Origin of the sequence: Ruminiclostridium papyrosolvens DSM 2782, assembly GCF_029318685.1 — a bacterium.
Classification (GTDB): Bacteria; Bacillota; Clostridia; order Acetivibrionales; family DSM-1351; genus Ruminiclostridium; species Ruminiclostridium papyrosolvens.
The window spans coordinates 1,202,380-1,217,930 of sequence record NZ_CP119677.1; the positions used below are offsets into that span (position 1 = coordinate 1,202,380).

The following is a 15,551-nucleotide window of genomic DNA, read 5'->3' on the forward strand; positions in this document are numbered from 1 at the left end:
TAAATGGTAAAAATCGTACTAAATGCCGATGTAAAAAAAGGAAAAATAAATAAAAACATATACGGACACTTTTCAGAGCATCTCGGAAGATGTATATACGAAGGACTGTGGGTTGGTGAGGACTCTGAAATACCAAACATAAAGGGTTTCCGTACAGACGTTGTAGAAGCGCTTAAAAAGATGAAGATACCTGTTCTGAGATGGCCGGGAGGATGTTTTGCAGATGAATATCACTGGGTGGACGGAATAGGGCCTAAAGAGAACAGACCTTGTATGGTAAACACTCATTGGGGCGGTGTTGTAGAAAATAACCATTTTGGAACTCACGAATTTCTGGAACTTTGTGAAATGCTGGAAGCAGAGCCGTATATATGCGGTAATGTGGGAAGCGGCACAGTACATGAAATGCAGCAGTGGGTTGAATACATGACCTTTGACGGTAAATCACCAATGGCTGATTTAAGAAGAGCAAACGGCAAAGATGAACCATGGAGTGTTAAGTATTTTGGCGTGGGTAATGAAAACTGGGGCTGCGGCGGAAACATGACTGCTGAGTTTTACGCGGACCAATATAAGAGGTATGCAACATACGTAAGAAACTTTGGTGAAAACAAGATATACAAAATAGCAGGCGGTGCTTCGGTAGATGACTACCATTGGACCGAGGTACTTATGAAAGAAGCAGGAAAGCAAATGGATGGTCTTAGCATCCACTATTACACAAGAATCTCCAAGGATTGGTCAGAGCAGGGTTCAGCAACTGAGTTTAATGAAAATCACTGGTTTTCAGTAATGCAGAATGCTTTGTTTACGGAAGAATTGGTGGCACGTCACTCAAACATCATGGATAAATATGATTCAGAGAAAAAAGTTGGCATGATTGTTGATGAATGGGGTACATGGTTTGCTGTTGAACCGGGTACAAATCCGGGCTTTCTGTACCAGCAGAACACCATGAGAGATGCTCTTGTTGCAGGAATTCACCTGAATATTTTCAACAACCACTGTGACAGAGTTCAAATGGCAAACATAGCACAAATGGTAAATGTACTTCAGGCAGTAATTCTGACTGAAGGTAAAAACATGATTCTGACACCTACTTACCATGTATTTGATATGTACAAGGTTCATCAGGATGCAGAGTTGCTTTCAATGGACTTTGAAAGCCCTGAATATACTTATAACGGTGAAAAGGTACCTCAGTTAAGCGCTTCTTCATCAGTAGATTCAGAAGGCAGGATTCATGTAACCCTTTGTAATCTCAACCCGTCAGAGGATATGAATATTGATATTGATTTAAGGGGTATAACAGCAAAGAGCAGTACAGGTGAAATAATTACCTCCAGTACCATGAATGCAAAAAATACCTTTGAGGAAGCAAATAATGTAACTATTAAGAAATTTGAAGGTGTACGCCTTGAAAATAACCATATATCAGGTATAATACCTTCAAAAGCGGTTGTAATGCTTGAAATTGTATAAGTAAAATCGAATATATAAAAACTGAAATGTCCCGGCAGATAATAATTAATGTCGGGATATTTGGCAGTTAAAGGAGGGTAGCGGTGAAGGATAATTGCATAAAATGTCATAGAAATATTCATATTACCGATAACGATATTGAAATGGAAGTAAAAAGGGTAATTCAATCAGGAGTACCGTTGCCCGGCAATGAACAATATGAAAAACGATTGGAAGCCTGTAACAACTGCAAACATTTAACGGACGGAATCACTTGTATGATTTGTGGATGTATGGTAAAAGCAAGAGCTATGAACGCTTTGCGTATTTGTCCCCACCCTTCCGGAAGTAAGTGGTAATGTTTTAAATCTCATAGTTACCGTTATAAAAGAGAGGAAATTTACATGAAAATTCAGAATCCTATTATATGGGCAGATATGCCGGACCCTGATATTATACGTGAAGGCGACACTTATTATATGGTATCTACAACAATGTTTGTAATGCCGGGGGCTCCGATTTTAAAATCAAAGGATTTATGTCATTGGGAGTTGGTATCCTATGTTTTCAATACAATTGAAGATAATGACATATATCAGCTGAAAAATGGAAGAAACGCATATGGCAAGGGGCAATGGGCAACCAGTTTGAAATTCTATAATGGTCTTTATTATGCATGCTTTGTGTGCCATGATATGCAAAAGACATATATCTATTATACTGACAATATTGAGAAAAGCGGATGGAATCGTTATGTTATTAACGATGTTTTTCATGATATGTCTTTTTTATTTGATAACGGAAGGTCGTATTTGGTGTATGGCAACGGGGAGATTAAAATAGTTGAGCTAAAAGACGATTTATCAGGAGTAAAAGCCGGAGGAGTCAACCAACGTCTTTTTAGTACTCCTGCTGAAAATATAATGCTGCGTTGTGAGGGCTGCAGAGCATATAAAATTTACGGCTACTATTATTTGCTTTTCATTGAATGGCCCTATGACGGCAATGGCAGGAGACGTGTTGTGTGTTACAGAGCAAAAGAGTTGTTGGGAGAGTACGAGAGAAAAATACTCCTTGATGATGATATGGAGTACCATAATCAGGGAATTGCTCAAGGAGCTCTCATTGATACACCCGATGGAGAATGGTACTCTGTTTTGTTTCAGGACCATGGAGCGGTGGGAAGGATTCCGTACTTACTTCCGGTTTCATGGGAAGACGGCTGGCCTAATATGGGAATTAACGGAAGAGTACCGGAAAAGCTCGAGATACCTCTGGAAGAGTATGAGGCAAGACCATTAATAACAAGTGACACTTTCAGCCATAATGAAAATGAGCTGGATTTAAGATGGGAATGGAATCACAATCCCGAGGAGGATTGTTGGTCATTTACTGAGAATCCCGGCTATTTAAGATTACGCACTAAATCCTTGGCAAAGAATCTTTTAGCTGCCAGAAATATATTAACCCAAAAGACAAGTGGCCCTAAATGCACGTTTTCAGTGGAGCTTAATACTGAGGGAATGATGGCAGGGGACTACGCCGGACTTATAGCTCTACAGGGCGATTATGGAGCTATAGGAGTAAGAGCTGATAATAATAATCTGAAAAGAATTATTGTATCAAAGAAAGACAGTGACACAAGACAGAATAAGGAAGAGTATAAGCTGTTGACTGACAATAGCGTATTTTTGAAAATCGATTTTGATTTTGAAAACAGCAGGGATATTGCAGAATTCTATTATTCCCAAGACAGTGTTAACTGGGTGAAATTAGGCAGCGATTTGCATATGACATATACCCTTGACCTTTTTATAGGTTATCGTATAGGACTATTTTATTATTCACAGGAAACAGCAGGAGGGTATGCTGATTTCAGAAATTTTATATATGAATCACTAGTATAAAAGAATATGAATTTTTCTTGTTTTGATTAAACATTTATAAAAGTATTTTGAAATATATAGAATCTTATAATAAAATAATACAAAAGAGGAATTTTTATTAATTTAAGGAGGATTATATGAGCAAAATAAAGATTTCAGACAAGGTAATAGGGAGTTTCAGGGATAACTGGAGTTTTTGTGTAGGTACAGAACGTATGGGAATCGCTCTTCAAAAGGAGTATCAGGATACTCTTGAATTTGTTCAGAAGGCAATTAATTTCAAATATATAAGAGGACATGGTCTGTTTCATGATGATACTGCCATATATAGGGAATACGAAATAGACGGAGAAATGAAACCTTTCTATAACTTCACATACATAGACAAGATATTTGATTCATTTCTTGAAAGAGGCCTAAAACCTTTTGTTGAGCTGGGTTTTATGCCATCACAGCTGGCATCTGGAGAGCAGACCGTATTTTATTGGAAGGGTAATGTAACTCCTCCTAAGGATTACACTAAATGGAAGGAGCTTATTCAGGCATTAATAAAGCACTTTATAAGCAGATATGGAATAGAAGAAGTTTTACAGTGGCCTTTTGAAGTCTGGAATGAGCCGAATTTGACGGTGTTCTGGAAGGATGCCGATGAAGCGGAATACTTTAAGCTCTACAAGGTATCGGCTATGGCGGTTAAGGAGATTAATAAGGATTTACAGGTTGGAGGCCCTGCCATTTGCGGAGGAGCCGATTACTGGATAAAAGATTTTCTTGAATTCTGTAAAAAGGAAAATGCTCCCATTGACTTTGTTTCACGTCATTTATATTCAGCGCATATGCCAAAAGTTCAAACACATGAGTTCTGTTATCAGGATCTCAAGGAGCCTGTAGAAATGCTTAACGAATTGCAGTCAGTAAGACAAATGATTGACAGTTCACCATTTCCACACCTGCCCTTCCATATAACTGAATATAATACCTCGTACAATCCTTTGAATCCCGTACATGATACATGTCTCAATGCGGCATATCTTGCACGTATTATCAGTGAGGCCGGAGATATAGTTGATTCATTTTCATACTGGACCTTCAGCGATGTATTTGAAGAATGTGATGTCCCAAGGGCTCAGTTCCACGGAGGGTTTGGTCTTGTTGCACTTAATAACATTCCAAAGCCTACTTTCCATATGTTCAGCTTTTTTGAGCAAATGGGTAAGGAAATATTGCACAGAGATGAAAATATGCTGGTAACAAGAAAAACTGACGGTACAGTGACAATAACCGCATGGAATCCGGTAATGGAGAAGGGTGAACATTTTGATAAGGATTTCTCACTGGAGTTGAACTTGCCAAAAGGAGAATACTTTATTAACCGAACTGTTGTAAATGAGCTGCATGGTAATCCGTGGAAGACGTGGATACATATGGGACGTCCCAGATTTACAAGTAAGAAGCAGGTTGAAATACTTAGAAATGCAGCACTACCTTTGGTAATATCCGATAGGGTAAGCTGTACTGAGGATATGCTCCTGCTTGAGTTTACTGAAAGCAAAAACGAAGTGTCCTTTTTTGAAATTATTCCTGTAACAGATGAGACTGATACTTACTATAAACTTGATGACAGCATGATTCCGGGATATTAAAATATATTATGATATTTAAATTCAAATTGTTTGAAAAGGAGAATTATTATGGCAATTTTTCAAGCTAATTTTTTTGCTAAAACAATGAAAAGACCGGTATGTTTTAATGCTTTGATACCAAATGATAAATTTGAGATACCGGGGCAGGAAGCTCAAGAGGCAAAAGGGCCTTTAAAGTCCATTTACCTCTTGCACGGCTATTCAGGCAATCATATGGATTGGCTGACATTCACTAAAATACAGGAGGTCTCTCTGAAGTACAATATTGCGGTGTTTATGCCCTCTGGAGAAAATCACTTTTATCTGGACGATGAAGATGTCGGAGCATATTATGGAGAGCTAATCGGAAATGAGCTGGTTGACTATACACGTAAAACCTTCAACTTATCAGATAAGAGAGAGGACACCTTCATTGGAGGACTATCCATGGGTGGTTACGGAGCAATAAGAAACGGTTTGAAGTACTCTGAAAGGTTCGGCAGGATAATTGCACTGTCTTCGGCACTTATTACCAATCAGATTGCCGGGATTACTCCTGATTTTAAAGGGCCTGTTGCAGACTATCCTTATTACAGAAGAGTGTTCGGGGACTTAGACGAGCTTTTGGGAAGTGACAAAGACCCGGAGGCACTAATACGTGGTTTGAAGGAAAGAAAAGCAGATATACCAAAGATATACATGGCTTGCGGAACAGAAGATTTTCTTTTAAAGGAAAACAGAGGTTTGCATGAATTCCTTGTTTCAGAAAACGTAGAGCATACCTATGTAGAAGACGTTGGTATTCATGACTGGAAATTCTGGAATGAGTATATAGAAAAGGGTCTGGCTTGGGCTACTGAATAAGAGCGAATGAGTATACCAAAATATACATAAATACCAAGGGGGAAATTACCATGAAGCTGATATGCGGCAAATATACACTAATTTTTAATGATGGAGGTCTGGAGGTTCAAAAAAACCATAAGACTATATATTTCAACAAACGCCCCATGTTTGTTACTGTTAAGACAGCAATGGCTATAAATGAATTTTATGACAAAGCTTACACTGAGGTTGATGTTTTTGGTAATAGCATAATTGCAAAGGGTACACTTACTGTAAATTCCGGCTCTGAGTTTTCCTTCTCAGATGTATATGAAGCAGGAGACACGGGATTCAAGGTAAGCAGAAATGTAAAGGTGTTGAAGGCAGGGGATGACCTTGGTTTCTCAACTAAAATATCCTTTGCAATGACTGAATCAGAGGATACCCATGATTATAATTGTTTTGCACCGGGTGTATGGTACAGACAAAACCAATTTGCACCTGATTTAGCATTTGGAAAGGACTTGGATTGTGAATACTTCTGGCAAACGGAAACACACTATGCTTTGCCGTTATTCGCAATGCAGAATATACAGTCGGGAGAAACAGCGGCTATATCTCGTTGGGCTCCCGATGTAACTATGCGGTCTTTGGATATTATGCAATCGGAAAATGGTGTGGACGCCAAATTTACAATAGGCTCCATAGGCATGAGCAAACCCCAGAATAAGACCATGAACTATATGTATTATGGCTTTGAGGTGCGAAAGGAAATTGAAACAAAAACTCATGGTCTTTCAATTGATTATGTTTATCCCGGCTGTGAAGGACAGATGCCCGGAGTAAACCCCTTTGGAGGACTTGACTATAACGGTAAGGTAAAGACCTTTAAGCGTATTAATCACCCTGTAGAAACGGGTTTCCAACAGAATTATGCTGTTGCGGTGAATTTCGGAAACTATGACAGCTATCAGCTTATGATGAGAGATATCTGGAGAGTGACATATGATAGATTGAGAGACAAATTGTTCCATGTGGATAATGAACTCTTTTTCCATAATAGCATGAAGATACTCGACAGGTATACACGTCAGTATGGTGATGCTTACGGGCTCCCATTTGCATGCCAGCTTCCGGCGATGGATATAAATTGCGTATCCTTTCAATTTGGGTTTGTGGGACAGCAGCCGGGAATTGGCTATCAGCTTCTGCGATACGGTGACAAGGAAAATCTGCCCGAAACCTTTAAAAAAGGTGTAAATATTATAGATTTCTGGGTCAGAACTGCCATGACGGAATCAGGCTTACCAAATATGTGCTACAATCCCGGTATAAGTGCCTTTGAACCGTATCCTCATTATATTAGAATGCTTGCAGACGGAATTGAGGCAATTCTTGACGCATACCTCTATATGAAAAAGAGGGGTGAAGACAGAGTTGCATGGAGAGAATTCTGCCAAAAAACTGCTGATTGGATTATTAGTATTCAGAATGAAGACGGCAGCTTCTATCGTGCATACAACACCGATAGCTCTGTAAGGATGGAATCCAAGTCAAATACCCCAAGTGTAATACGTTTTTTGGTTGAGTATTATCTTGTTACTGGTGACGAAAGGTATAAAAATGCAGCCATAAAGGCCGGAGAATGGTCGTATGACAATGCTTACCTTAATATGGAGTATAGAGGCGGTACCTGCGACAACACCGATATACAGGACAAAGAAGCAGGTATCTACGCAATGTTTGGCTTTCTTGCTCTGTATGATTTGACAGGTGAAAAGAAATGGCTAGAAGGTGCCGTAGGTGCTGCAGACTATACCGAAACCTGGACCTATGCTTGGAAATTCCCGGTACGTGCGCCAATGGAGAAGCACCCCTTCAACAGGTATTCCATCAGCGGTCAGAGTATAATTACAATCGGAGGAGGGGCAGACGTATACATGGCGGCTTGCTCCTACACATACTACAGATTGTACATTATAACCGGGGATGAGCATTATCTGGATTTTGCGGAGTTCATTCATAAAAATACCAGACAATCCAGCGATATAGACGGAAGTATAGGCTATATAATGCCGGGGCTGGGCCATGAAAGCGGATACATTGCGGGACAAATGCTGCAAAGCCAGTATCATTGGCTTCCATGGTGTACCTTTGTGGAGGTTGACCCTTCATCAAGACTTTACGATACATTTGGGGGCTATGAGATTGCAGATGCGCAAAAACTCAGTCCCGAAGAACGTATAAGAAGGAACCGTATATACGATAATTATGTTGAGAGTTTGTGAATTATAAATGTCACACGACAAGTGGTTTGCTTGTTTTATAAATAATACTTATTTGTTATAGCATAATCCATTCATAATCAAGGGGCTAAGTTTTTAGGTCACTAACACGATCTGTAGATTTAGCTTCTTTTTTATACCCAAAAAGAAATCTATGCTGCTCTTTATCAATAAATTTCAACACAATTCGACTAATAAATGTTATAGTTTATATTTTTTGTAATAAAATATAAGATAAGGAAGAGGGGGATAGTAATGAATGAGTTTATATTTCGAAGTATTATTGAATCTTGGGCGAATTGTGAACAAAGTGGTATATCGAAGGATATTAAAGAACCTCAAAAACTAATTACAGAGGATGAGTTGCGTAAACACATGGAAAAAAAAAGAGCATTTGTCGATTTTTAAGGATTTCATGCATAAGTATAGTGATGCTATTAGAGTGGAAAGGGGATACTATTGCTTTCTGGTTTTAAATGAAGAATTAACTATTTTAGACGTTTTCTACCCAAGATGGATAAATATAAGCGGACATTGTACATTCAAAAAATATCTAAAAGCAGGAGTTTCGTTTTGTATTAAAAGCGTTGGGACTAATGCTGTATTTATTGCGAAACAGAGTAACACACCCGTATATCTGGAACCACAATTTCATTATTGCAATGTATTAACAGAATGGCATGAATACTGTGTACCCATTTGGGATGGTTATAAGAAACTATATGTATCTTTAGTACGTGCAGGTCATCCCATATCAAGTGCTTTAAAAGGATTTGTAGACTTAGTAGCAAAAAATATGTGCTGTACAAGCTACACTCAAGGAATTTCCGGTACTAGAAATGATTTGACTAAAAAATTAACGCAACAGCATAAGCTGATTTTAAAAAGGATAGCAGAAGGTATGACTGACGAACAGATAGCGCATGAATTAAATATATCGTTATCTACTGTCAGATTTCATACTCAGAATATTTTTAAAATCTTTAATGTGGGGACGAGGATTGAAGCTGTTCTAAAAGCAATAATTCAAAACGAGATTTTTATAAGTGATTTATATGGCTGATTCTACTAAAAGGTCTGGTGAAATCGAAGGCTTTGCGAAGGATTAGTCACTGATGCAAGCTTGCAGAAAATAGTACAAGGGGAGGTAGTTATGGCACTTATTATGGTTAACAATTTAGTTAAGGATTATAAGATTAATGTAAGAAAGAAAGGAATCTTAGGTGCAGTACAAGGTCTCCTTATGCCTGAGTATAAGATAAAACGGGCAGTAGATAATATCAGCTTTGAAATCGCAAAGGGAGATATGGTAGGTTTTATTGGTCCAAACGGTGCTGGAAAATCCACAACTATTAAGATGCTCGCTGGCATTCTATCACCTTCTTCAGGTGCAATAAGCGTAGGAGCCCTGTCACCATATAAAGACAGGAAAAAAAACGCTTCAAAAATTGGAGCAGTTTTTGGACAACGCACCCAATTGTGGTGGGATTTACCTGTTATAGATACTTTCGAATTATTGAAGTACATATACAAAATTCCAGAAAAAAGATACAAAGAAAACATGGATATATTTAACAGTATGCTGGGACTTAATGAATTTATATCCCAACCGGTGAGGCAACTGAGTCTTGGTCAGAGGATGAGGGCGGATATAGCAGCATCGCTAATACATGACCCAGAAATAGTTTTTTTTGACGAGCCGACAATTGGCCTTGATGTTGTTGCAAAGGAAAAGATAAGAGAATTTATAAAATGTGTTAACCAAGAAAAGAATATTACAATGCTCTTTACGACCCACGATATGCTGGATATAGAAAAAACCTGTAAGAGAATGATAATAATCGATATGGGTGTAATAATCTATGATGGTACCGCTGATCAGATAAAGAACCAGTATGGAAAATACAGAACCTTGGTTGTGGAGTTTAATCAACTATATAGGGATATTGAGCTGCCTTCAGGTGTACAACTTGCAGATCAACAGGGCAATAAGAAATGGCTCAGGTTTGATAAGGAAGAAGTACAAGTCTCTGGTTTGATAGCAGAGTTGACCTCTAAGTATGGGATACTTGACCTAACCATCAAAGAACCGGAAATAGAGGCTATAATAAGAGAAATTTATGAGGGAGGTATCAATATTAGTGAGAAAATATCTGGAGATTGCAAAAAAATCGTTTCAGAACAATATAGTGTACCGCGTTGATTACTTTGCCGGCGTGATTAATACACTATTAATGATATTTGTCAATATCGCTATCTGGAAAGCAATATATGAGGAAGAAGAAGTTCTCGGTGGTGTACAATTTAAGGTTGTTATGACCTATATTATACTGGGGTTTCTTATGCAGAGTATATTCATGATGGAAGAATACCTGATAGAAAGCAAAATAACCAGTGGCTTGATATCTTCCGACCTATTAAAACCTCTAAGTTTCAGGATAAATATATTTTCATACAATATAGGAGCTCTTGCTTTCAGGGTAATTATGCAGCTTACTCCGGCTTTAATTGTTTCAATTGTATTATTCAAGCTACTGTCACCATTTAACCTGAAGTCGGGAATCCTCTTTTGTATAAGTGCAATACTTGGATATCTTGTTTTGTACAGTATTAATTTTATTGTATGGTTAAGTTCTTTTTGGTTCTATTGGACATTTAGCATAGTAACTATAAAGGATGCAGTGATATCAATAATGTCAGGGGCGCTTTTTCCACTATGGTTTTTGCCAGAATGGCTACATACCTTTACTAAAATTACTCCCTTTGAATCAATTTATTTTGTACCAATATCCATTTATTTAGGACTACTGCCTTATGATGAGATAATATTCGGTATAGTGAAGCAGGTAATATGGTTAGCTTTGCTTACGATAGTCGGACACATAGTTTGGAAAATGGCGACAAAAAAACTAGTTGTACAAGGAGGTTGATTTTTATGCAGCAAAATAACTCTTTCAGTTCCATGATGGCATTGTTTTTCCGGTTCTCCAAATTAAATCTGAAATCAGCTTTGGAGTACAAGTTTGACAGGTTTTTTCTAGCTTTTGCAGTGTTCTGCAGGGAAATGGTGAGTATTATAGTCATATATCTTATCCTCACCAGGTTAATAAGAATAAAGGGTTGGGAAATGAATGAGATGTTTTTCCTATACAGCTTTTTATTCCTATCTTATAGCCTCTTCATTTTTCTTTTTACCGGAATACGGGACTTTGACAATATGGTCTACTCCGGCGAGCTTGACAGGTATCTTATAAGGCCCTTGGGATTGATGTACCAGATTGTTGCCTCCAGAGTAGATTATTGCGCAACAATAGGGCATGGGGTAGTTGGAGTAATACTTTTTATAAAGACAGCTTTTAATGTTGGAATTGACTGGAACTATAAAAATATAACATATTATATAGCGGCATTGGTCGGAGGTGCTATTATACAGGCTTCACTTTTTATGATTTCCTCCTGTTTTAGCTTCTGGGCTGTCAAGACGATCAACTTAAGGAATCTTATATTCTTTAATTCCAGAAGGTTTGCGGGATACCCAATAAGCTTTTATCCGGGAATCATACAGAAAATGCTCATTTTTATAGTTCCCTTCGCATTTGTAAGCTATTTCCCGGCACAATTTTTTCTTAGGAAACCTGATTTGTCTATGTTCTGGAGCGGCTATCTTTATATGACGCCAGTTGTAGGGGTTATTATGTTCGTACTTGTATATAGATTCTGGTTGTTTGGCCTTAAACACTATTCAAGCACCGGGAATTCTATGTTCTGATAATCAAAATTTTATTTTTGGGGTAAAAATATTATGAAAAAAAAATATACCAACCTAATAATACTTGGCCTATTTATTATTGCAGTAGCAGTATATCTTGTAATCAAATATGTAAGCTTCGACCAGATACTTTTTAGGGTCGGATACTATGACAGTAAAATCACAATAGCCAATACCGCAGATATCCATGGACACATGGTCTATGATAATGAAACCGGTACATATTATACCTTGGACGAGTTAAGTACCATTATGGGGCTTCCTCTTTTAAATTCATATGTAAAGGAGGAACGTGCAAAGGATAAAAACACTTTGCTTTTGGACTGCGGAGACATGTTCCATGGTACAAACGAAGCGAATATAGATCAGGGGAAAGGCGTTGTAGAATGTGTCAATTTAATGGACTATAATGCGATGGTGCCGGGAAACCATGATTTTAACTTCGGTTTTGACAGGCTGCTAGAGATAAAATCGCAGCTTAACTTTCCGATTCTTTCAGCTAATATATACAAGGATGGAAAGCAGGTATTTGATGAATATAAAATCTTTGAAGTCAATGGCAAAAAAATTGGTGTATTCGGACTTACAACTCCTTTTTCTTTAAATTTCGTTCACGATAATTCAGTTACGTTTGATGATCCCATTAAATGCGCAGCGAGAGTTGTTTCAAAATTAAAAGGTAAGGTTGATGCAATTGTATTACTCTCACATTTAGGAGACGATGTTGACAAAAACGTTATCCAAAAAGTTGACGGAATAGATCTGGTTTTATGTGGACATTACCACAACTTGTATAAAACTGCAAAGAAAGTTAATAACACATACATGGCTGAAGCAGGCAGTTTTTCTACGCATCTTGGAGTGGCCGAAATGTACTTCAAGGGAGGAAAAGTATCAAAAATTGATTGGAAAGTAGAGGCGACAACTGACCGTTCGAAGGAAGATTCTGAACTCAAAAAGGTTTCTGAAGCATATCGTACCAAAGCATTAAAAAGTGCCAAAATAAAAGTGGGAAGCTCAGATGTAGTCTTAAACGGAATAAGAACCCAGGTAAGGTCTAAGGAAACAAATCTTGCGAATTTATTGACTGATGCACTAAGAGAAGCCGGGGATGCGGATTTGACACTAATGAACGGAGGTGGAATAAGAGAGAGCCTGCCTAAAGGTGAATTAAACATGTATCAAATCGGTAAAATGCTGCCTTTTGTAAATTCCCTTGTGGTTGTTGAAATGAAGGGAGATATGATATATAAGGCTCTTGAAAGAGGGTTAAGGGGGTATCCTACAGTTTTTAACGGTGGATTCCTGCAGGTTTCAGGAATGAATTATGTAATAGATGCATCAAAGATGGCAGGGGAAAGACTTGTAAGCGTAACAAAGGACGGAGTTCCATTAGATAAAGAAAAGATTTACAAAGTTGCGACAAATGATTATCTGTTTTACGGAGGAGACGGGTATGAGGAAATTCAAAAATCTAAGCTGTTAGGCACATATGGGTTATTGAAAGATATATTGGGAGATTACATAAAAAGAAAAGGAACAGTCTCGCCCGAAGAGGAGGGCAGAATAAAAATTATTAATGAGCGCTACAAATAATTGTAGTTAGTAAGTAATATAGTAGCTTAATTTTTAAGGAGGATTCTCAAATGAATGATATTAAGGAAAGAGTAATGAAAGTTATTGCTAAAAGCGCATTACTAAATGCCGACAATGTTACAGAAAAATCATGGATTGGAAGGGATCATGGTATTGATTCAATAAGGCTGGTTGAGATGATTATAAATCTCGAAGACGAGTTTGATATTGAGGTGGACACCAGCTCACTCAGCCATCAGAACTTTGCTAACGTTGATTTAATAACAGAGTATGTCACAAGTAAGCTGGAATCGAGGTAACTGCCATGAATATTTATGATACTCTGGTTAAGTCTGAGTCTGAATATGGTATAAAGGCAGCTGTAACTGATTCGGCCGGTTTTACATATACTTATTCCGAGATCCTCAGTTATTCAAAGAAAATAGCCGAAAAGCTTCTTGACATTGGGCTGAAGCCGCGCAGCAAGGTTATTATATACCTGCAGGATTCTGTGGACGTTGTTGCGGCAATCTATGGGGTAAATATGGCAGGAATGGTATTTGTACCGGTATCGCCTCAAGCAAAGGATTTAAAGCTGCAGGAAATTATCAGGCACTGCGGTGCAGAAGCTATAATTACCAAGAGTGACTTAAGTGAATTCATAGCTGGAATCAATTCTTATACAATACCATCTGTAAAAAGCATCCTTTTTTGCAATGACAGTACAGAGGTGCGTAATAATGCCTGCAATCAAGCTGCATATTTTGTGAAAGATTGCGACCTACCTGAAATTTTTACGGCCTCAATATGGCTTAAGGACGAAATGGCTTCTATTTTCTATATGTCGGACAAGCATGGGAGGCCGAAGGGGATTATGCTGTCCTCGGGAAATATCCTTTCTAATATGGATGCAATTATCGAATACCTTAAAATGTCTGATAAAGACAATATACTTATTTTAAAGTCAATGGCATTAGTTGGCACTATGACAGGAGAGATAATTGCCGCTATTTCCGTAGGGGCTAAGATTGTAATTCTAAATGGTATCATTCATGCAGGCATCATACTTAAAGCAATACAGGATCATAATGTTACAGGCTTTTTTGCTGTACCGGTAATGCTTCACCAGATTGTTGAGTACAGAAGGAAAGAAAAATATTCTACATCCAGCTTAAGATATATCCAGACCGGGGCTGCAAAGCTAATAAAAGAAGATGTACAGCAGCTCTTGGACATGTACAAGGGGGTAGAATTCTATTATATTTACGGTCTTTCAGAGGCATCGCCGAGGGTGCTTCATTTAAAGCCCGAGGATATGTTGAGAAAAGCAGGTTCAGTAGGAAAACCGGTTAAATACTGTACTGTAGAGCTTCTTGATGCAAACGAAAATAAAGTCAAAGCGGGCGAAATAGGTGAAATCTACGTACAAGGCCCTAATGTTATGCTTGGTTATTACAACTCGCCTGAATTAACCAGTGAAGTTATTACTACTCATGGCTTAAAGACCGGCGACTTGGCATATATGGATGATGAGGGATACATATATTGGGAAGGTAGGGCTGACAATATGATAAACCAGGGAGGCTTTCACGTTTATCCTGCCGAGATAGAAAAAGTTATCCTAAAAAACGAAAAAGTGCAGTCCGTTAAAGTGGACGGAGTTCAGGATGATATATTAGGACATAAAATAAGGGCTACCGTTACACCCAAAGCTGGTTTTGGCATAAGCGAGGCAGAAATTTATGAATTTTGTTATACGCATATGGAAGGAGTAAAGATACCTAAAGTTATTGTGATAGCTAAGGTTTTATAAGGAAGTGAAAATAATGGGTAAATCATATTTGATAATTGCGAAAAATACAGGTCAAATGATGCTGGTTGATAAAATAATGCGTGATAACGGAATAAAGACCGAGATTGTTCCGGCCCCGCCAAGGCCAGGAATGGCATGTACAAAAGCTGTAAAAATCAGAGATTCCGATTTATCTTTGGGAAAGCAACTTTTATCAGGAAAAAAAGTTGAAGTACATAGTATAGTCGCTGAGGAGGCACTAATGCTAGGAGAGTTTCTTAATAGTAAATTGAATTATCTATAGCTACACATTAACACGGAGCGAATTTTCTTGAT

The 15,551-nt window shown here is 38.0% G+C and carries 15 protein-coding genes; all 15 read left to right on the top strand.

The genetic code is table 11. The annotated features are described in order from the left end of the window. The first annotated feature begins 3 nt into the window (after window positions 1-3). The 15 genes from P0092_RS05280 (at window position 4) to P0092_RS05350 (ending at window position 15,519) form a co-directional block, all read left to right on the top strand. Window positions 4-1,482 (top strand): alpha-N-arabinofuranosidase, encoded by a 1,479-nt coding sequence (locus P0092_RS05280; protein WP_004616944.1) that lies wholly within the window; start codon window positions 4-6, stop codon window positions 1,480-1,482. 83 nt (window positions 1,483-1,565) lie between these two features. Then, window positions 1,566-1,820, top strand: coding sequence for a DUF6171 family protein (locus P0092_RS05285; RefSeq protein ID WP_004616945.1), 255 nt, complete (start codon window positions 1,566-1,568; stop codon window positions 1,818-1,820). Between the two features lie 45 nt (window positions 1,821-1,865). After that, entirely contained in the window at window positions 1,866-3,368 is a 1,503-nt protein-coding gene (locus P0092_RS05290) for a glycoside hydrolase family 43 protein (protein ID WP_004616946.1), read from the top strand. A gap of 116 nt (window positions 3,369-3,484) precedes the next feature. Beyond that, entirely contained in the window at window positions 3,485-4,990 is a 1,506-nt protein-coding gene (locus tag P0092_RS05295) for a GH39 family glycosyl hydrolase (protein WP_004616947.1), read from the top strand. 48 nt (window positions 4,991-5,038) lie between these two features. Beyond that, a complete protein-coding gene (locus tag P0092_RS05300; protein ID WP_004616948.1) occupies window positions 5,039-5,833 on the top strand; it encodes an alpha/beta hydrolase in 795 nt (264 codons plus the stop codon). Window positions 5,834-5,883: 50 nt separating this feature from the next. Further along, a complete protein-coding gene (locus P0092_RS05305) occupies window positions 5,884-8,082 on the top strand; it encodes a hypothetical protein (RefSeq protein WP_004616949.1) in 2,199 nt (732 codons plus the stop codon). Window positions 8,083-8,334: 252 nt separating this feature from the next. Continuing rightward, window positions 8,335-8,487, top strand: coding sequence for a hypothetical protein (locus P0092_RS05310; protein WP_004616950.1), 153 nt, complete (start codon window positions 8,335-8,337; stop codon window positions 8,485-8,487). A gap of 7 nt (window positions 8,488-8,494) precedes the next feature. Further along, window positions 8,495-9,142: a response regulator transcription factor gene (locus P0092_RS05315; RefSeq protein WP_004616951.1), complete on the top strand. Its 648-nt coding sequence runs from the start codon at window positions 8,495-8,497 to the stop codon at window positions 9,140-9,142. Between the two features lie 90 nt (window positions 9,143-9,232). After that, a complete protein-coding gene (locus tag P0092_RS05320) occupies window positions 9,233-10,282 on the top strand; it encodes an ABC transporter ATP-binding protein (protein WP_004616953.1) in 1,050 nt (349 codons plus the stop codon). Continuing rightward, the gene (locus P0092_RS05325; RefSeq protein ID WP_004616955.1) at window positions 10,221-11,009 is read left to right on the top strand and encodes an ABC transporter permease; all 789 of its coding nucleotides are present in this window, start codon (window positions 10,221-10,223) and stop codon (window positions 11,007-11,009) included. Before P0092_RS05320 ends, P0092_RS05325 begins: the two co-directional genes overlap by 62 nt. A gap of 5 nt (window positions 11,010-11,014) precedes the next feature. Then, entirely contained in the window at window positions 11,015-11,848 is an 834-nt protein-coding gene (locus P0092_RS05330; RefSeq protein ID WP_004616957.1) for an ABC transporter permease, read from the top strand. Between the two features lie 33 nt (window positions 11,849-11,881). Next, entirely contained in the window at window positions 11,882-13,444 is a 1,563-nt protein-coding gene (locus P0092_RS05335) for a bifunctional metallophosphatase/5'-nucleotidase (RefSeq protein WP_004616959.1), read from the top strand. Window positions 13,445-13,494: 50 nt separating this feature from the next. Continuing rightward, a complete protein-coding gene (locus P0092_RS05340) occupies window positions 13,495-13,743 on the top strand; it encodes an acyl carrier protein (RefSeq protein ID WP_004616961.1) in 249 nt (82 codons plus the stop codon). A gap of 5 nt (window positions 13,744-13,748) precedes the next feature. Then, entirely contained in the window at window positions 13,749-15,236 is a 1,488-nt protein-coding gene (locus P0092_RS05345; RefSeq protein WP_004616963.1) for a class I adenylate-forming enzyme family protein, read from the top strand. Between the two features lie 13 nt (window positions 15,237-15,249). After that, window positions 15,250-15,519, top strand: a complete 270-nt coding sequence (locus P0092_RS05350; protein WP_004616964.1) for a putative Se/S carrier protein — start codon at window positions 15,250-15,252, stop codon at window positions 15,517-15,519. Window positions 15,520-15,551 lie beyond the last annotated feature (32 nt).